13 protein-coding genes are annotated in these 19,928 nt (G+C 65.2%); 10 read left to right on the top strand and 3 right to left on the bottom strand.

Annotated features, from left to right (window positions below):
• The first annotated feature begins 105 nt into the window (after window positions 1-105).
• The 8 genes from AC3WQZ_RS09280 (at window position 106) to AC3WQZ_RS09245 (ending at window position 13,550) form a co-directional block, all read left to right on the top strand.
• Window positions 106-660: a fimbrial protein gene (locus tag AC3WQZ_RS09280; RefSeq protein ID WP_010811044.1), complete on the top strand. Its 555-nt coding sequence runs from the start codon at window positions 106-108 to the stop codon at window positions 658-660.
• Between the two features lie 101 nt (window positions 661-761).
• Window positions 762-1,532 (top strand): fimbrial chaperone, encoded by a 771-nt coding sequence (locus AC3WQZ_RS09275; protein ID WP_011617636.1) that lies wholly within the window; start codon window positions 762-764, stop codon window positions 1,530-1,532.
• Window positions 1,533-1,648: 116 nt separating this feature from the next.
• A complete protein-coding gene (locus AC3WQZ_RS09270; RefSeq protein ID WP_492300380.1) occupies window positions 1,649-4,219 on the top strand; it encodes a fimbria/pilus outer membrane usher protein in 2,571 nt (856 codons plus the stop codon).
• 69 nt (window positions 4,220-4,288) lie between these two features.
• Window positions 4,289-4,798: a fimbrial protein gene (locus AC3WQZ_RS09265; protein WP_144062258.1), complete on the top strand. Its 510-nt coding sequence runs from the start codon at window positions 4,289-4,291 to the stop codon at window positions 4,796-4,798.
• 347 nt (window positions 4,799-5,145) lie between these two features.
• Entirely contained in the window at window positions 5,146-8,475 is a 3,330-nt protein-coding gene (locus AC3WQZ_RS09260) for a hybrid sensor histidine kinase/response regulator (RefSeq protein WP_492300378.1), read from the top strand.
• Between the two features lie 134 nt (window positions 8,476-8,609).
• Complete coding sequence (locus AC3WQZ_RS09255; RefSeq protein WP_492300377.1) at window positions 8,610-9,251, top strand: response regulator; 642 nt, start codon at window positions 8,610-8,612, stop codon at window positions 9,249-9,251.
• 237 nt (window positions 9,252-9,488) lie between these two features.
• Window positions 9,489-10,142, top strand: coding sequence for a helix-turn-helix transcriptional regulator (locus AC3WQZ_RS09250; RefSeq protein WP_010811050.1), 654 nt, complete (start codon window positions 9,489-9,491; stop codon window positions 10,140-10,142).
• A gap of 87 nt (window positions 10,143-10,229) precedes the next feature.
• A complete protein-coding gene (locus AC3WQZ_RS09245) occupies window positions 10,230-13,550 on the top strand; it encodes a hybrid sensor histidine kinase/response regulator (protein ID WP_492300375.1) in 3,321 nt (1,106 codons plus the stop codon).
• A gap of 233 nt (window positions 13,551-13,783) precedes the next feature.
• Here the strand turns inward: AC3WQZ_RS09245 and AC3WQZ_RS09240 are convergent, their stop codons facing one another.
• A complete protein-coding gene (locus AC3WQZ_RS09240; RefSeq protein WP_010811052.1) occupies window positions 13,784-14,905 on the bottom strand; it encodes a hypothetical protein in 1,122 nt (373 codons plus the stop codon).
• Window positions 14,906-15,169: 264 nt separating this feature from the next.
• Here AC3WQZ_RS09240 and AC3WQZ_RS09235 point away from each other — a divergent pair, with 264 nt between their 5' ends.
• Entirely contained in the window at window positions 15,170-16,696 is a 1,527-nt protein-coding gene (locus AC3WQZ_RS09235; RefSeq protein ID WP_234788082.1) for an MFS transporter, read from the top strand.
• Window positions 16,697-16,719: 23 nt separating this feature from the next.
• Window positions 16,720-17,181, top strand: coding sequence for a MarR family winged helix-turn-helix transcriptional regulator (locus tag AC3WQZ_RS09230; protein WP_010811054.1), 462 nt, complete (start codon window positions 16,720-16,722; stop codon window positions 17,179-17,181).
• 26 nt (window positions 17,182-17,207) lie between these two features.
• Here the strand turns inward: AC3WQZ_RS09230 and AC3WQZ_RS09225 are convergent, their stop codons facing one another.
• Together AC3WQZ_RS09225 and AC3WQZ_RS09220 are read right to left on the bottom strand one after the other, a co-directional pair.
• Window positions 17,208-17,873 (bottom strand): response regulator, encoded by a 666-nt coding sequence (locus AC3WQZ_RS09225; RefSeq protein WP_010811055.1) that lies wholly within the window; start codon window positions 17,871-17,873, stop codon window positions 17,208-17,210.
• Between the two features lie 401 nt (window positions 17,874-18,274).
• The gene (locus AC3WQZ_RS09220) at window positions 18,275-19,234 is read right to left on the bottom strand and encodes a LysR substrate-binding domain-containing protein (protein ID WP_492300373.1); all 960 of its coding nucleotides are present in this window, start codon (window positions 19,232-19,234) and stop codon (window positions 18,275-18,277) included.
• Window positions 19,235-19,928 lie beyond the last annotated feature (694 nt).

Raw genomic sequence — 19,928 nt, 5'->3', positions numbered from 1 at the left:
CGGCAACTGCAACACAGATCTGGCGGTTCAATGGCGGCACGGGGCGGGGCGGGATCCGTTGGATCCGAAAGCCATCTACCTATCAACTTATTTGAATCACCCATCATGACCCATACCAAGCTCCTCGCTGCTCTGATCGTCGCCGGTACCGCCATGGGCGCGCAGTTTGCACATGCCGCAAATGCCGACGGCCAGATCACCTTCAACGGCCAGATCACCGCCCAGACCTGCACGATCAACGGCAACGGCACGGGCAGCAAGAACTTTACCGTGACACTGCCGACCGTTTCGGCCTCCACCCTGGTCCAGGCTGGTGACACCGCTGGCCAGACGCCGTTCTATATCGCCCTGACCAACTGCACGCCGAACACCGGCAACGTGCATACCTACTTCGAGGCTGGCCCGACCACCGACACCACCACCGGTAACCTGATCGTGGACGCCGGCGGCGCCACCAACGTGCAGATCCGCCTGCTGAACGGCGGCACCGATAACAGCCCGATCAAGGCCGGCTTTGCCGACGCCGCGCAGAATTCCGGCGTAGTCGCCATCAACAGCGGCGCGGCCAAGCTGGAGTACTACGCACAGTACTACGCAACTGGCGCGGCAACGGCCGGTGCCGCCAACTCGACCGTGATGTACTCGATCGCTTACCAGTAAGCCCTGGTACCACAGGGCGCGGAGCGTGTTACCGGCGCGCTCCGCGCCTTCCGAATATTGAGTGTGTGCCGCTTCACCCGGTCAAGTCCGCTGCAACCATCATGAAAACGTCCATCAAGTCCCTGATTTCCGCCGGCGTGATTGCGCTGGGGCTCATGAGCGCGCTGCACGCGCAAGCTTCCGTGGTCATAGCGGGCACGCGGGTCATCTACAAGGCAAAAGACACCGAGACCACGATCAAGCTGACCAACGAAGGTCAGTCGCCGGCGTTGACGCAGGCGTGGATCGACAAGGGCGACGCGAAGGCTGCGCCGTCGTCCATCGACGTACCGTTCACCGTGACGCCGCCGGTGTCGCGCATCGACCCGAAAAAGGGCCAGACGCTGCGCATCATCTACACCGGCGAGCCACTGCCGCAGGACCGCGAATCCGTGTTCTGGCTCAATGTGCTGGAGATCCCGCCAAAGCCCACCGCCGAAGAAGCCGATGTCAACAAGCTGCAGCTGGCTTTCCGCTCGCGCATCAAGCTTTTCTTCCGCCCCGCGGGCCTGGAGGGCAACGCCGACGACGCCCCTGGCAGCATCAGCTGGCGCGTCACCCATGCAGGCGGCAAGCCGGCGCTTGAGGCAAGCAACCCCAGCAAGTATCACGTTTCTTTCGCCAACCTCGAACTGGTTGGCGGCGGCAAGACCGCGAAGTTTGAAGAAGGCGGCATGGTCGGCCCGGGCGAAGCCAAAACGTTCCCGCTGACCGGCGATGTTGCGCAAGGCACCGAAGCCAGGGTTCGCTACAAGGCCATCAATGACTACGGCGGCGCCGTAAGCGGCGAAGCCGCACTGGGCAGCAGCGCCACCAAGGCCGCTTCGCGCTGACCACACGCCGGGCCGCGTCCGGCGTTCTTCCGAGCTGATTTCTCCGATTGACGATGCCGCAACCAGCGGCAGGGGCAAGTCTTGCCCGCGCAAGGCCAGATATCCGGCATAAACCCATGAAAACCCAGAAGACCTCTTCCTTCCCGTCCCGGCTGCGTCCGGCCAGTGCGGTGGTATTGTCCTTGTTCGCCGGCGTGGGGGCATGGGCCGCGCCCGGTGGTAACAGCGCGCCGACGCTGGTGGCGGAAGTGGAATTCAACGACACCTTCCTGCAGCAGCCCGGCGGTGCCCGCATCGACGCGAGCCGCTTCAACAAGGGCAACGTGGCCTTGCCGGGCAACTATCGCGCAGAGCTGTACGTCAACCAGGTCTGGTTGGGCCGTGCCGAAGTGACGATGCGCCAGGTGGGCGAAGACAGCCGCAACGTGCAGCCGTGCTTTGACCGTGCCGCGATCGAGCGCATGGGCGTGGACCTGGCCAGGTTGTCACCGGAGGCGTCGGCGCGGCTGGACACGGGGTGCGTGTCGCTGCCCGACCTGATCCCCGTTGCCACGGCCAGCTTCGACAACGGCGAGCAGCGCCTGGACGTCTCGGTGCCGCAGATCGCCATGTCGCGCTCGGCGCGCGGCTATGTCGATCCCAAGTACTGGGACGAAGGCGTGACCGCGGCGCGCCTGCAGTACAACGCCAACGTCTATCACTCCGACTCCAGCGGGATATCGACCACGCAGAGCTACGTCGGGGTGAACGCCGGACTCAACTTCGGTGGCTGGCGCTTTCGCCATCTGGGCAACCTGACGCACGGCGACGTCGAGGGCACGCGCTACCAGAGCGTGCAGACCAACCTGCAGCGCTCGATTGCGCCGATCAGGAGCCAGCTGATCATCGGCGATGCCTTCACCGACGGCACCCTGTTCGACAGTTTCGGCTTCCGTGGCGTGCAGATTGCCAGCGACGACCGGATGTACCCGGAATCCCAGCGCGGCTATGCGCCGGTGGTCCATGGCATTGCCAACAGCAACGCCCGCGTGCAGGTCCGCCAGGGCGGCAACATCATCTACGAAACCACGGTTGCCCCCGGCGCATTCGAGATCAATGACCTGTATCCGACCGGCTACGGCGGCGATCTCGAGGTGGTGGTCACGGAAGCCGATGGCAGCGTCCATACCTCGCGCGTGCCCTACGCCGCAGCCGTCAATGCGCTGCGCCCGGGCGTCACGCGCTACAGCGTGACCGTCGGCCAGTACCGCAATACGTCGATCCAGAGCAGGCCGATGCTGATGCAGGCAACCGTTCAGCACGGCATCAGCAATATGGTGACCGGCTACGGCGGCGTCATCGCGGCACAGGACTACACGGCGGTGATGGGCGGCGGGGCGCTGAACACGGACTTCGGCGCCTTTGGCGCCGACGTGACCCAGGCCTGGACCAACCTGCAGAATGCACCCAACCGGAGCGGCCAGAGCATGCGGCTGTCGTACAGCAAGCTGGTGGCACCGACCAACACCAACCTGACGCTGGCCGCCTACCGCTATTCCAGCAGCGGCTACCTGAGCATGACCGATGCCATGGCGCTGCGCGACCTGGACCAGCGCGGCCTGGGCCCTGGCACGTTCCTCGGCGGCATCCAGCGCGGGCGCCTGCAGGTGACCATCAACCAGATGCTGCCGCAAGGCTATGGCTCGTTCTACCTGTCCGGCTCCACGCAGAACTACTGGAACCGCGGCGGTTCCGATACCCAGTTCCAGGCGGGCTATAACAACAGCTACAAGCGCATCAACTATGGCGTCTCGGCGTCGCGCCAGTTCAACGTCGGCTCAGGCAAGTGGGACACCCGGGTGATGCTCAACGTGGGTATCCCGCTGGGCAAGGGCCAGCACGCGCCGTACTCGATGACCAGCCTGAGCCACGATTCCACCGGGGGCACGTCGCTGCAGGAAACAGTGACCGGCACCCTGGGCCAGGACAGCGCCTTCACCTACGGCGTGAACGCCGGCTACACCGGTGGCGGCGACACCAGGGATGCAGCCACTGTCGGCGCCAACGTCGGCTATGTGTCGCCGATGGCTACCATGACGGCCAGTGCCAGCAAGGGCCGCGACTTCTCGCAAGCAGGCCTGGGCATCAGCGGCGGCATCGTGGCCTATGCGGGGGGCGTGGCCTTCACGCCCACGGTGGGCGACACCATGGCCATCATCGAGGCCAAGGATGCCGCGGGTGCGCGCCTGGCCAACGGCAGCGGCCTGCGCGTGGACCCCTGGGGCCACGCCGTGGTGCCGACCCTGACGCCATTCGCCACCAACCAGATCGAGATCGACCCGAAGGGGCTGCCCATGAGCGTTGAGCTGAAGACGACGCAGCAGAACGTGGCGCCGACCGCAGGCGCGATTGTGAAGATGAAGTTCGAGACCGACAACCCTGGCCGTGCGGCGCTTCTGCGGGCCAACGGACCGGATGGCAAGCCGCTGCCGTTCGGGGCGGAGGTCTTCGATGCACAAGGCCAGAGCGTCGGCACTGTCGCTCAGGGCGGGCGCATCATTGCGCGCGGGCTGAAGACGGATGCAGGCCAGCTGAGCGTGAAGTGGGGTAGGGCCGTTGCGGAAGCATGCAAGCTGGATTATGTCCTGCCGAAGCTTGAAAAAGACGCGAATGCCTCGTATCAGACCGTGGAAGCGGTTTGCCGCTAAAGCTGGAGCGAATGGTGCCGCCCCCATTTTCTTAATGCATGCCAGCCACGGCATGCGCAGGACGTCAGGATGTTGAATTCTACAAGCCCATATCAAAGCCAGCGCGGTGGCGCCTTGCACAAGATATTGTCTGTCCTCACACGATCAGTGAGCAGAGGCCAGGCGACGGCCAGGCCATGGCACGGCATACTGAAGGCAGCTGCGCTGCTGTTTTGCCTGGCACTGCATGGACAGTCGTTCGGCGCGACCTTCTCCTGCACACCGAGTGCCGGTACACTGGACTTCACCGCGCCCACTGGTACATACGGCGTGCCGCGCGATACCCCGGTGGGCACGCATCAGAACAAGGAGTTTGCCGGGCCGGGCACTTATACGTCATCGCCGGGATTCAATATCGCGCTGAACAACTGCCCGGCCGGCATGACTTCGGTGAGCTATCGCATCGATGCCGTGACCCCGGCTCTCGATGCCGCCAACTCGGTGGTATCGCTCGATGCCTCCTCGACGGCATCCGGCATCGGCGTGCAGTTGCTCGATGATTCCGGCAATGTTTTCGGCTGGGGACCACCAAGGTCTTGAGCGACTATAGCCAGCACTGGTGGCAGCTACGTCATTCCACTGAAGGCACGCTACTACCAGACCGGAAGCACGGTGGCGGCCGGCGCCGCCAACTCGGGAATGACGTTCACCATGACCTACCAGTAGGGACGAGTCCCTCCGCGTAATGCCACTGAGCCCTGTGCGGCGCTGTATGCTGCCGCGCTGGGTTTCTTGTTTTGGCCGGCGATGGGATTGGTGAGGACATCTGTCGTGCTGCAATGTGATGCATAATCCCAGAGACAGTATTTCACCCACTTTGGGCGCTTGCCGATCCCCGCGCCGGGCGCTACGCGGCGTCAGGCAGGCTGCCGAGACGGAGCCCGCCAATGGTCAACTGGCTGTCGCGCGCGAACCGGCAGGTGCACAGCCGCCTGCTCACCGTTGTCGTTGGCCTGCTGATCCTCGTGATGAGCGGCTTCCTTGCCCTGTTTCTCCATAGCCTGTTCCAGCGCATCCTGTGGGAACAGGCGTTGGCCAACCGCTTGCATTTTGGCGCGGTGCTGGAAGTGAAGGCCATGCACGAGTATTTCATACGGCGCATGGCAGAAATCTCCGGGCCGGAGTATCGGCTGGTGCGCAGCGACCGGCTGGCTGGCCAGCTCGAAGCCATGCTGACGGGCGTGCCTCCAGGCAGTGCCCGTGCCGTCGAAGTGCCTGGACTGACCAATCCTGCCACCATGCTGATGGGCACGTCCGCGCCAGCGGCGCAGCGTCCCGCCACGGTTTCGCACATCGTTCGATTCGCCATCTTCGAGCGCGCGTACTGGGGTAAGGCGCCGCAGAGGATGCGCTCGGCTTTCCTGGCTGCCGACGGGAGCCAGGCATACGTGACACCAGCGCTTCCGGGTGCGCCGGGGTTGAACGGGCCGCTGCTCGCTGAGGTTGTCAGCAACTGGGCCAAAGCGCTGGCGAACCGGTCGCGCGAAGCGCAAGCCGAGACGCCGGTCGCCTCACCGCTGTGGACCGGGCCGTACCAGGGCACCATCGAGCGGGGCCCTATACTGAGCTGCTTTCTGCCAGTCCTTGACGCCAGCGGCAATCTCGTGGCGTATGGCGCGACTGCCATTCCCGTACGCGCGCTGATGGACGACGTCAGTATCCCGGATGCCACGCATACCGCGTCAGGCAGCCGGGCAATGTTCTTCGATGGCCAAGGGCGCCTGCTGTACCGGGGCAGCGACGCCGGCTGGCTGCGCCCGCAAGCGCTGGGTGAGCGGGTGGCGCGTGAGTTGGGCAGCGGCGGGCAAAGCGTAGCCTACTGGTTCGAGCAGGGCAGCCTGATGATTGGCCGCATGGAGCGCGACCATGGCTGGCGCGCGGCCTACGCCTATCCGCTGTCGCAGGCGCTGGCCGATCATGGCTCGGCGCTGGCGGCCGCGCTTCTGCTCTACGGGCTTGGTGTGCTTGCGGTGCTGACCGGTGCCGGCATGCTGCGGCGCCGGATGTTGGTGCCGATGCAGGAAGACGCCGAACGGATCGAGGACAGCGAACGCTTCAACCGTACCGTGATGCAGGCCGCTCCGGTAGGCCTGCGGGTGGTGCGCACAGCCGATGCCCATGTACGGCTCGAGAACGCGCTGGCTGCGCAATGGCTGCCGCTCGACACGCGCACTGCGGGCCGCCCGTGGCTGGACCAGATGCTGGCGCGGCGGGGCGACCAGCCCGCGCGGCTGGAGCTGCAGGTGCCATCCGGCCATGGGGGTGCACGCGACGTGCTGGTAGTCGGCCGCCACACCCGCTTCGAGGGTGAAGACGTGCTGCTGTGTGCGATCCACGATGTCACCGGCGAACGCGAAGCGCACCGCGCTCTCGCGCGCGCGCGTCGGCTGGCGGATGAGGCAAGCGCCGCCAAATCGCAGTTCCTGGCCGCCATGAGTCACGAAATCCGCACGCCGCTGTACGGGATGCTGGGCACGCTGGAGCTGCTGTCCCTGACACAGATGGCGCACAGCCAGCGCGAGATGCTGTCGACCATCCAGTCCTCGTCGCAGGTCCTGCTGCAGATACTGGATGACCTGCTGGACTACTCCCGCGCGGAAGCCGGCCAGATCGAACTGGACGCCGTGCCGTTCGATCCGGTCGACCTGCTGGAATCGACGGTTCGCGCGCAGGCGCCGATCGCGCTGCAAAAAGGCATCGCGCTGCCGTGCTATCCACAGCCCGGCCTGCCTTGCCTGATCGGGGATCCGGTGCGGGTGCGCCAGATTATCGGCAATCTGCTCGACAACGCGCTGAAATTCACGGCACAGGGCCATGTCATTGTGCGCCTGCAGCGCGCGCCGCAGAGTGAAGCGCCCGATGCGGACGGCAGGATCGGCATCCAGCTTGAGGTGGCGGATACCGGGCCAGGCATTGCGCCCGAGGTCCAGGCGCGGCTGTTTGAGCCTTTCGTGCAGGCAGATGCTTCCACTGCAAGGCGGTTTGGCGGGTCGGGCCTGGGCTTGTCGATCTGCAGACGCCTGGCCGCCCTGATGGACGGCAGCATTTCCGTGCAGAGCGAACCGGGCAAGGGCAGCGTCTTCCGGGTATTGCTGAGGTTGCCGGAAGCCGGGCCGCGCGAACAGGTGGAGCCGGTGCTGCCGCCGGTGGCCGTGCTGTCGGAAAATGATGAAATCCGCAACAATGCCATCGACAATCTGCGCGCCATGGGCTGCAGGGCGATCGCTTGCCGCGGGCCGGCGCCGGAACCAGGGATGGTGCTGTTGGTCGCCACCCGCCACGTCGAGGCCATTCCCGATGGCTATGCCGGCGTGGTCTTTGCGCGCGCCGACGGCCCGGCGGAACCACAGCAGATCGCTGGCAGCTGGCTGGTCAGTGCCTATCATCAGGCGGGCATCCTGCGGGCTTTTTGCAAGGCGGCCGGCATGACGCCGGTCAGTGCGCCACCGCTGGCTGCGCCTGTCGACCCCACGCCGCAGTTGGGGCTGGAGATACTGGTGGTCGACGACCATCCCTACAACCGGCTGCTGATGCAGCAGCAGCTTGAGCGCCTTGGCTGCCGGCCGACGCTTGCTGCCAGTGGCGAAGAAGGGCTTGCGGTGTTGCGCCAGCACAGGTTTGACCTGATGCTGACGGATATCCATATGCCCGGCATGGACGGCTACGAACTGAGCCGCACGCTGCGTGCGCAGGGGGCGGCGCTGCCCATCGTCGGGCTCACCGCGAGCATCGCGCAGGGTGAGGCCGAGCGCTGCCTCGAAGCCGGCATGAATCGCTACCTGTCCAAGCCCATCCTGCTGGGCGACCTGGCCGAGTGTCTGCGCGCCGTGCTGCCGGCACAGGCATCCGGCCTGGCACAAAGGGCCGCGGGCGCGGCGGGCGCCGCCCATGTGGAGGATAACGTTGCCAGCTTGGCGTTGCTGGAGCGCACCATGCGCGAGGATTTCAGGCAACTGTCCGCGGCCGCAGCCAGCGGGGAAATGAAGGCGATCCGCCACCATGCCCATCGTATGAGGGGCGCCATGGCGCATGCCGAAGATGGCGAGGAGATTGTCGAACTGTGCCGGGAACTGGAGCTGGGTGCGGCCCAGGCGCTGGCGGTCGTGCAAGCCCATGTCGACAACCTGGCGTTGTATCTTGCAGCATACTTTGACGACCCTGAAAGCGATAAGGGCAGCCAGGATGCGGCACGACGCAATTGGCCGGATACTATTTAAGGAATTCCTTAATTCAGTCTTCTCGGAAGACTCCTAATATTCAGAGCAGCGAAGATGACCGGCATTGAATGCCGGCAGTTCGGCGGCGCACCGCTACGCGGCCGCAGAACCGATAAAAAACAGGGGGATCGTAAATGATCAAGGTAATCATTGCAGATGACCACCCCGTCGTCCTTGACGGGATGAGCCGGGTCCTGGCGAACGAAGTGGGCGTGCAGATCGTGGGGAGTGCCGCCAATTCGACCCAGTTGGTGGAGTTGCTTGAAAGCACGGATTGCGACGTTATCGTGACCGACTACTCCATGCCGGGCGGTCAGTTTGGCGACGGCCTGCCAATGCTGCAGATGCTGCGCCGCCGTTATCCCACCACCCGGATCGTGGTGATGACCATGCTGGATAATCCGGCGCTGATTCGCAATATCCAGAAGGTCGGCATTTCCGTGATCCTGAACGAGACCGATCCGGTCCAGGAGTTGGTGCCGGCGGTGCGTGCCGCGTTCAGTGGGCTGAGCTACCAGCCCGCATCGGTGCGTGCGATCCTGGCTTCGGGCGGCCTCGACGAGCCATCACAGCGGCCGGTCCTGACGCGCCGCGAACTGGAAGTGATACGGCAGTGTGCGGCCGGTGTCCCGGTCATCGAGATTGCGCGCCAGGCCAACCGCAGCAGCAAGACCATCAGCGCGCAGAAGAGCATCGCCATGAAGAAACTGGGCCTGACCAACGACTACGAACTCTACGAATACGCCAGGACAAACGGCCTGCTGGGCGGCCCCTGATCCTGGCATCATCCCCTTCCTTGCGGCCGGTCCCCGGGCCGCGTTGCATTTCCCCTCCCTCCGCTGAATAGCATCCCTGGCTGCGCCGATGCCGGCCGGCTCCTCCCGTGCGGCGGCGCGTGCGCTATTCCTCTCCTCGGAAATATCCCCGCTTTTTTCAGGCTTGGCTGATTTCGAAAGCCAGGCGCATGGTTCATCCTGAATGCAGGAACGACAACGCTGGAGCCTAAGGCGGCCATGGAAAAAATCCGGGTGATCATCGCGGACTCGCAACCTGTCATGCGGCGCCTGCTGGGCCGGCGGCTCGCGGCCAGCGCCTGCATCGAGCTGGCTGGCGTGGCGGGCGACGAACCGAGCCTGGTGCAAGCGCTGCAGCAAGGCTCGTGTGATGTCGTGACACTGCGTTACCCGCTGTGGGACACCAAAGACCGCGAGCCTTCCGGCTATGCGCGCATTGGCACGCGGCTCGCCGAGCTGGGCGGGCAGCGCGTGGTCGCGATCGCCAACGTCGTCGACCGTGCCGCCGTGCTGCAGTTGCTCAAGGACGGCTGCCGCAATGTCGTGACAGCCAAGGACGGTGTCGACGAGATCATGAAAGCGGTCTGGATGGCATACCTGGGGCTGGCTTCCGTATCGGAAACCGCTTGCACGCTGATCTGGGGCAGGCCCTGCAGCGGTCCGCCGGACGGCGATTGGGCGGAGCTGCTGACCAGGCGTGAAAGCGAAGTGCTGCGCCTCTACCTGTCGGGCATGTCCGTGACCGGGATCGCCATGCGCACCGGCCGGACCGTCAAGACGATCAGTACGCAAAAGCAGAGCCTCATGCGCAAGATCGGCGCCGAGAACGACGTGGAGCTTGCCGCCATTGCCATCCGGCGCGGCATGTTGTGAGGCCCGGTACGTCGCTTGCCAAGTGCACTACGACCCATGCACTGTCCGGACGCTCCGGACAGTCTCGATGTCAAAACGAGGTATTCAATGAAACGGCTGATGTCGATCGACAGCAGCTCCGCGTTGCCGTTGAGCATTCGCCAGATCCGTTATCTGGTCTACCTGTTCTCCGCCTGCGTGCTTGGGCTGACCGTGTTGTCGTGGGGGGTGCTGCTGCGCTACCGCCTGCACGAGGCGGTCGAGCGTCAGGAGATGGTGCTGCAGTCGCAGTCCGAGCAATTGCAGGCAAAGCTGCACGGGGCCGAGGCGCTGACCGTGCGCGCGCTGGGATCGCTGACGCGGCTTTCCGATATCGGCCTGGCCGATGAACTCGCCGCCGTCAGCGATGAGCAATGGACCGACCGCCTGCGGCGCCGGGGCGACCGGCAGTACATCCCGCTGCTGGTCCCGCCCGCCAGCGCCAGGGCGCCGGGCACCAGGCTGAAGAGCCTGGCCGACATGATGACATTCACCTTCCGCGTGAACAACCTGCAGTACCGCGACGTGCAGAACGCCTACCTGGTCGACCTGCAGGCCGACCAGCTCTATGTCATCCCGCGCCGGCTGGACCCGGCACGCGCGCTCATGCAGCGCGATGACGTGCGCCAGACCTTCCTGCGTGACACGCTCGCGCGCCTGCGCAATGACGCGCTGGTCGCACGCCTGCGCGCCCATCCGGGCCAGGCGGTGGTGCTGCCGCCGGCGCTGGACTGGGTCAGCGGCATGCGCACCGTCACCTTCGCCACGCTGGTGCAAGTCGGTGGCGAACCGGCCGCGGTGCTGGCCATGGAGTTCCCGCTGTCGCCGATGCTGCCGGACGGACAGACCATTGACGGCGATTTCGTGCTGGTGACCGATGCCGGCATGGCGCTGAGTGCGGATGGCATGCCGGCCGGCACCCTCGGCCAGTCGGTCACGGCATCGCTGGCCGCGCCCGGTACGCGCCCGGGTAGGGTGAGTTCGGCGCTGGTACGGCAAGGGCTGCTGGACTATGTCGTCGTGCTGGAATACCAGCTTGACGCGTGGGGCTGGCGCACGGTCGGCGTGATCGCACTGGGCCAGGTATGGCACCAGTTCCGGCAGAACGCCTTATGGATGCTGGGGCTGACCGGCTCGCTGTCGATGCTGATCCTGGCGTGGATCTGGCTGATCGACCGCCGCATCATGCGCCCTGCGCAGCGTCAGTCCTTGCGCCTGCAGGAAAGCGATGCGCTCGGGCGCTTCGTGATCGAAGTGGCCGGCGTGGGCCTGATGATCGTCGAGCGCAGCACCCGGCAGGTGCTGCTGGCAAATGCCGCGGCCCACTCGATCACCGACCAGGCCACGCCCGCCGGCCTGGCGCAGTTGCAGGATGCCTGTGACGCGCGGCTGACGAGCGAGGGCACCACAACCGAAGGCATGCCGCGGGTGCAGCCCTGCTTCGATGTCGATCTGGTCGGCCGCAACGGCCAGACCCGGTACCTGGAAGTGCGCCAGGTGGAGATTACCTATGAAGGGCGGGCGGCCGTGCTCCGCGCGCTGAACGACGTGACCGACGCGCGCCGCAGCGAGGCGCGCCTGCGCGAGGCGATCCGCGCCGCGGATGCCGCCAACCACGCCAAGTCCTCGTTCCTGGCCACCATGAGCCATGAAATCCGCACACCGCTCAACGGTATGCTGGGAAGCATCGAGTTACTTGGCCTGACCCGGCTCGATTCGCGCCAGCGCGACCAGCTGGCGGTCATGCAGCACGCGTCGCAGTCGCTGATCTACATCATCAATGACGTGCTCGACTTCAGCAAGATCGAGGCAGGGCAAATGTCATTGCAGTTGCGGCCCTGCCGCGTCGAGGAGATCGTCGAGGACGTGACCCGGCGCTTTGCCGCGGAAGCGGCGCGCAAGCAGCTGCGCCTGCTGTGCGTCAATGATCCTTCGCTGGTTGAGCCGGTGATGGCTGACGTGGTCAAGCTCGAACAGATCCTGAACAACCTGGTCAGCAATGCGGTGAAATTTACCGAACAAGGCAAGGTCATCGTCACGGCCATGCGCAAGCCGGGCGGCGGCGTGGAAATCCGCGTCATCGACACCGGCATCGGCATCGCCGCGCGAGACCAGCGCCGGCTGTTCGAGCCCTTCGTCCAGGCCGAGCAGCCGGACACGCGCCACTACGGCGGCACAGGCCTCGGGCTGTCGATCTGCCGCCGGCTGGTCGGGCTGATGTCTGGCGAGATACGGCTGGTCAGCGAGCCCGGCCTGGGCAGTTGCTTTACCGTCAGCCTGCCGCTGGCCAGCGCTGGCGCCGAGGCGCCGGCCGATGCCTGGCCGCGGACCGCGTTGCGGGGACTGACGGTCGGCCTCAATGTCACCTTGCGCGAGCTCTACCAGGGCGTGGAGCAGTTGCTGCAGTTCTATGGCGCACGGGCGGTCAAGTATGACCCCGCCGCGCCGCCGGCCACGCCGGTCGATGTCCTGGTGTGCGATGAGCAGGCCATGCCTCGCTGCAACGACGCCGATGTGGTGGTGTCGGCCATGGCGCCGGCAGTGCCGGACCTGACGCAGACCCCGGTGGTGGCATCGCCCTATGCCTGGCGCGGCTTGCTGGCGGCGATCGCGGCAGCGGCAGGCGTGGAGGTGACGGCAACGCAGGCGCCCGTGCCGGCGCGCGACGATACGCCTGCCGTGCAGCTGGCGCTGCTGCTGGTGGAAGACCATCCGATCAACCAGGTGGTGATGCGGGAACAGCTTGAAAACCTGGGGCAGAAGGTCGATCTGGCCGGTGACGGGCCCGAGGCCCTGTTGATGGCATCGGGCCGGCATTACGACCTGGTCCTGACCGATCTGCAGATGCCTGGCATGGATGGCTTCACGCTGGCGCGGTGCCTGCGCGATGCCGGCCTCGCCACGCCGATCGTTGCCGTCACCGCCAGCGTGGGGCCCGATGTCGCCGAGCGATGCCAGCAGGCCGGCATCGACCGATGCCTGACCAAGCCGGTGGGGCTGGGCACGCTGCGCAAGCTGCTGGAAGATCTGTCCGGCACCCATATGGCGACGCGGGCAGCGCCGGGCGCGCATGCAGGCGGCGACACACTGCTGCATGCCGACGCGCTGCGGCGGGACCAGCGCGCACTGGCCGAGGCGCTGCTGGCGGGCGACGCCGAAGCGTTTGCCCAACGTTTGCACGGCTTGGCCGGGGCGCTGTCGGTAATGGGCCATGCGCTGCAGAGCCAGGCGTGCCGCTGGCTGGAGCAGGCGGTCCGGCGCTCGGGGCTGGTTGCCATCGGTCCGGACTGGCAGGCCTTCCATGCCGAACTGGAACTGCTGGCAGACGGGCTGGAGTCGCAAGGCGGCACGCAGGGTGCCAACTACACGGCCGATTTAAGGCATGCCTGATGGAGCGGTCACGCGCCGGGCGCGATACTGCATTTGTGGAGCGTCTTCCCGATCGCTCCGCATTCTCCCGGGTGCGTCCCGTCGCGAGAATTTTCCCTGCCGCCTGCTTCCCCAGCAGGCGTTTTTTTTGCGTGTTTCACAAATTCGTGAAATGAAAGCGCTTCGCCGAGCCCGGATGCGCGGATGTGCTCGACGACGCGACCGCCCGCAATCTGGAGCCAGCCCCGCTTAGCCTACCTGCGGACCTCCCAGCAGATGTTGGATCTTGCCCCTCTGAGCTTGCTTTCAATATCAGTCGCCCAATAGCACGAGGAGATGCCCAGCTCAGTGCCTTCGAACCTGCCGATGATGAAGATGTTTCCCGAGGCGCCGCTGAGGAAGACCTTCTCGCCATTGCTCTGGATGATGACCCGATTCAGCACCCTGCTGGTTTCAATGGCAACGTCCCGATAGGGCCTAAGTGCCTGTTGCAGGGCAAAATCGGCAAGCTGAGGTTCGTCATTGAATGCCTGATGGATGAGAAAGCGGCGCAAGTGGTCGCCAGCCAGAGGGTTCAGGCCATCAAACAGGCTTTGAACCAGTGGCTTCGGGTTGACGGCGAGGCGGTTGTAATCTGCCAGGGTCAGCTGTATGCGCAGGAAATCCCACCAGAACATGGTTTCGGCAACGCCGACTTCGAGCAGCAACGGTTGCCGGCAGACATGCTTCAACGCATGGGCGCGCAGGTTGGCATCGGGATTGCCATGGTCGCCCGGCCCCCAGCGCGTATATCCCATGAATCCGCTCAACGGAGGATGGGCACGCAGCATCCTGGCCAGCGCAACAATGGTTCTGGACGTGATGCCGGCAGCGTTGCCCCCGTTTTGCATTACGGCTTTCATCACGCGCAGCGCATCATCGCCCATTCCTTCCTTGTTGGCGGTGTAAAAGATTTCCTCGATATCCGACAGTGCGCTTCGGGCATTGCGAGTCCGATAGAAGCGATCGAGATAGATCCTGTCCTGCTGTGCCACGCGAGCGCATGCCTCGCCAAGCGCTTTCCATCGCGACAGGGAGTTGATCTCCGGGAGGGCGCTTGCCGTGATGTTGAATGCGGCATTTATGCGCTTGATTGCATCGACCTTGATGGTAGCGAACTGGCTGGGCCGCAGGTAATCCAGGAAGGAGACCAGCCACTGGTACTTTCTGTCACAGCAGGCTCGCAGTTCGTCGGCAGCATCGTACGCGGCATCCAGGATCGGGCGCCCATATCCCGTCAGCCGGGTGACCTGTCCATGTTGAATGTTGGCGATGGAGTATGCCTGGACCAGATGGGAGGCTGCTGTCATTAGCGGCATGGACAATGGAAGGGGCATGGGAATCTCCGGGTCGGTCAATGCGTGCCAGCAGGCGGCCAGGCCCGATGTTACTTATCGCAGGAATGGTCGGAAATCCCTGAAATCGGGTAGGCCGGCGGCATGGGCGCGGCGTCAAATTTGGTCGCGCCATGACGCGCTGGCCGAACCGTGTCTATAATGCTTGACAACGCAACGATTGATCGGGCAATAAAAGTGACCCCACAGCCAGAAAAGTCCGAGGCCAACGGCCAGGTGCTGCCGTTTCGCGAGTCCCTGCTGGCCATGCTGGGCGTGGCCTTTGTGGTGATGCTGGTGGCGCTGGACCAGACTGTGGTCGGCACGGCGCTACCGACCGTGGTGGCCGAGCTGCAAGGCTTCGAGTACTACGCCTGGGTAGCCACGGCCTACCTGCTGACATCGGTGATCACCGTGCCGGTGTTCGGGCGGCTGGGGGACTATTACGGGCGCAAGCCGTTCGTGCTGGCATCGATCGTGGTCTTCTCGGTGGCCTCGGCGCTGTGCGGCATGGCGCCGAGCATGCCGTTCCTGGTGCTGGCGCGCGCGCTGCAGGGGATTGGCGGGGGCATGCTGGTCGGCACTGCCTTTGCCTGCATTGCCGACCTGTTTCCGGATACGCATGTGCGGCTGCGCTGGCAGGTGATGATGAGCGCGGCTTTCGGCATTGCCAATGCGGTGGGGCCGTCGCTGGGCGGGCTGCTGACGGAGTGGTACGGATGGCGCGCGGTGTTCTATGTCAACCTGCCGATCGGCGTGCTGGGGCTGTGGTTTGCGTGGCGCTACCTGCCGCACCTGCGCCAGCAGGCCCATAGCGGGCCGATCCGCGTGGACTGGCTCGGCGCCTTGCTGATCGCAGCCGGGCTGGGGTGCGTGCAGCTGAGCGTTGAACTGCTGCCGGCGCGCGGGTTCGATGCCTATACGGGGGGCTTGCTGGTGCTGGCGGCGGTGGCACTGGTGGCGCTGTGGCGGTGGGAGCAACGCTGTGCCAACCCGATCCTGCCGGTGGAGATGTTCCGCAACCCGGGGCTGGCGCCGTTGTTCCGGCTGGCGGTGTTCACGGGCTTCACCATGTTCGCGCTGCTGCTCTATGCGCCGCTGCTGTTCCAGGGCGGCTTTGGCTATTCGCCGAAGGAGGCGGGCATCCTGATCACGCCACTGGTGGTCTGCATCACCGCGGGCAGCATACTTAACGGCCGCATCGTCACGCGCATCCACCGCCCGAATACCATGCTCTATGCCGGCTTTGGCATGCTGGCGGTGTCCTGCCTTGGCCTGTCGCAGGCCACGCGCAGCATGCCGCACGGCGTCTTGCTGACGATCATGCTGATCGGCGGGTTCGGGCTAGGCTTCATCATGCCGAACCTGACGGTGTTTGCGCAGCAGACGGCAGGGCGCGAGCACCTGGGCATTGCCACGGCCATGCTGCAATCGCTGCGCATGGTGGGCGGCATGGTGGGCACCGCCATCGTGGGCACGCTGGTCACGCGCAGCTATACCGGTGGTGTGGAACATGCGCTGTCCGCCGCCAATGCCGGACAATGGACGGCGCGCATGGCGGATCCGCAGGTGCTGATCGACAAGGCCTCGCAAGTCGCGTTGCTCGGCCAGCTGGAGCAGGCCGGGCACAATGGCGCCCTGCTGCTGGAACAGGCGCGCGTATCGCTGGTCAGCGCCATCCACCTCGGCCTGGTGGTGGCTGCGGTGGCTGCCGCGCTGGGTGTGTGGTGCGCCCGCCGGGTACCGTCGATCAAGCTGACCCGGGCGCCGGCGCCCGCCATGGCAGCCGACTGAAGAACGTAACCTGAGGAAAACGGATGGAACTGGAGCGACAAAGCGTGGCCGTACTGCAGCAGTTCGGCCGCACCTACCGCGCCTACGCGGCCGCGTTCGAACAGCGCCTGGGGCTGCCGCTGCCCCGCTGGCGCATCCTGCATGCGCTGCATCACCAGGAGGGCGCGATCGGCCAGAAGGCGCTGGCTGACCTGGTCGGCATGGACCCCGGCGCGCTGACGCGCCAGCTCAAGGCCATGCAGGAACTTGGCTGGGTGGAGCGCAGCACCTCGGAACGCGACAACCGCGTGACCCACGTCACGCTGTCACGGACCGGCCAGCAGGTGGTGGCGCACGCCATGCCGCTGCGCTCAGCCTTTCTGGAGGATGTGCTTGCCGAGGTGTCGCCGTCGACCATGCGCGAGCTGTCGCGCGGACTGGCGCGGCTGGAGGCCGGCATTGCATACGCGCAGGCCCATGCGGCACAGGCAGCCGACGCCGCCTGATACGGCCGCGCCCGTGCCGCTGGCGCTCAGGCAGTCAGCAGCATGCCGTTCAGCGCCGCGAATTCAAACAGTTCCCGGTCGTTGGTGACGCCGAGCTTCTGCATGGCGCAGTTCTTCTGCCGGCTGATGGTCTTGACGCTGCGGCAGAGCAGGACGGCGATCTCACTCACGGACCGTCCGGTCAGGTACAGCCGCAATACTTCCATTTCACGCCGGGACAGGCGCTCCGCGCCGGCCTGGCCGGGTGTGGCCGGGTTGCCGGGATCGGCCTGCGACAGTACTTCAAGCGCGGATTTGCCGATGTAGTGGAAGCCCCGCTGGATACGGCAAACCACAGTCACCAGTTCTGACAGGGGCGAGTCCTTGAGCAGCAGGCCGTGCACCTGGGTGTCCAGGATGGAGCGCAGCACCAGCGGATTGGTGATCATGGTCAGCACGATCACGGCCAGCGACGGATGCCGCCGCCGCAGGCTGGCAAGCAGGCGCAGGCCGTCGCTGTTGCCTTCGCCGTGCGCGGGCATGTGGTAGTCGGTGATCACGACATCGGGACGCAGGCTTTCCACGCTGTTCAGCAAGGCCGTCGCGCTGGTCACGCAGCCGCACACCTCCCACCCGGTCTGGGTATGCAGGCGGTCCGCGACGGCTGCGCTGACCAGGGGGTGGTCGTCGGCAAGCAGGATCCTCAATGTCATCTGGTTGCTCCTCGATTCTTGTTCGTGGCAGCGCCGGCATCAAGAAAACGCCGCACGTCAGCGAGACGTGCGGCGCAAAAACGACGCCAAACAATACGACGCCAGACAACTGCGTGCATTGCCCCGGGACCGGGCCAAACGGGAGACGGCCGGACCGCGGCAATGCCATTGCAGGATATCGGCCGCGCGGTCTGGCGAAACTAGGAGGATTCGCAAAGCGCCGCCGTGGCGCAGCGGCCTGCACCGGTCAAATTGGCGCGAGTGTAGCGCAGGGTCAGCGCTCGGAAAAATGTCTCAAGACTGTAATAAGAACGCCGCCGCTTCTGCGCAGCCAAAGAAAAAGGCGCTGGCGCCATGGGGCTGCCAGCGCCTTGCGGGCGCCGCCGCTGCGGGGCGTTGCGTCACGCCAGTGCGGATTGCGCGTGGGCTGCGGCGCGGCCGTTGCGGCGGCTGTCGATGGCCTTGAGAGGGGCGCGCAGCACGGCGCTGCCGACATCCATGATGTCGCGCAGCACGCCCTTGTCGCCGCTGCGCTCCGGTGCCCAGAAATGCAGTGCGGCCCATTCCGGGAAGCTGCTCGGCGGTGCCAGCAGGCGCGTCTTGCGCTCGCGCGTGACCAGCGGCACGTTGAAGTCCAGCACCGGGCAGATGCCCCCGGCCGAATGCAGCAGCGTGATCTGGGTATGCCATGATGGGACCACGGTCTCGCGATGCCCCGGAGTGCTGGCCTGGCGGCTCAGGAAGGCCCGCAGCGGGCTGCCGGCCTCGCAGTCTTCCTGCAGCAGGATCCAGTCGCTTTCGCCTTCGTCATGGCTGCCGCCGCGCGTGGCGCTGACCAGCCGGCGCGGCGTGGCCATGATGTTGTGCTGGCGCACGCGTTCGGGATCGTGGCCGCTGTCGACGATGAAGGCGCAGTCCAGTTCGCCGCTGCCGAGATGGCCGGCAAGGGTGGCGTCGGCGATCACCGGGCGCGTGATAAAGCTGTCGCGCGGAAACTGCTCGCACAGTGCGGTCAGGATCTCGGTGATGACCGGGTCGCCGATCGACGATGAAAAGCCGATCGAAATGCGTCTGCCGTCGTCACGGCGCTTGCTCAGGCCAGGCTCGCCGGGGCGCACCAGCTGGTTCCATTTGGCCAGGATCTGCCGCGCCGTCTGCTCCAGGCGCAGCGCATGCGGTGTGGGTTCGAGCATCCCGTTGCGCTTGACGAACAGCGGATCGCCGGTGATTTCGCGCAAGCGCGCGAGGCTGTAGGCCACCGTCGGCACGCGTCCCTGCGTGCAGGCCGCAACGGCGCTGAGGTCCCGGTATTCCATGACCAGGACAAAGACATGCAACAACTTCGTGCTGACGTGACGCATTCCGACTTCTCCCGATCCATGACTTTGTTTTCTCTATTTTCTTGTTGGTCCGACACCTACAGCACTGCGTCGAAACAAAGGGCGCAAGCGCGGCCTGGTGTCAGGGCAACGATCCGGTCCCTGACAGTGACAGGCGCAAGCGGCATGCACGGCGCGCGCTGCGGGCATGTCCGGATGAAAGACAGGTGGGCGAAAGCCCGGGCAGGATGCTGCGAAAACGCATGGCACGACTCCTGAATGTCCGACTTGCGTCGACAAATGGCGCAGTGACGATTCGATCCTTCAGGCCCGGTACTGTTGGCAGCGTGAACGCGCACCACGTCTGGGTGGTGCGGGCTGCCTGGCCGCTCTTCTGCCGGCGCCGCCAGGGCGCCGCGCGAAGGCGTGCGAAATTTAGTTGTGCCGAGGAATCTTAATACATGCTCAGCAAAAGTCATAGAAACTTGAATTGATGGCAGTCTTCTAATTTTGTTTAGTACCTCTTTGTCTGTACATCAATACATGGCTTGAAATCGGGGCCACCGGGCGATTCATCCACGATCACTGCCGTGCAGAAGGTCGTCATGCCCATGTGTTATCGCGGCCGGCATCTTCGTTTCCGCGATGCGCAGCGCGAATGATCTAACTGGACTCCAAATTGGCTTAACGAAATTTGGCAATGCGCGCCAGCGCCGGCGGCAGCTTGTGCAGAGAT

The sequence above is a fragment of the Cupriavidus sp. FW305-26 genome, from assembly GCF_058787975.1.
This window is presented reverse-complemented; position numbering and strand designations above follow the sequence as displayed.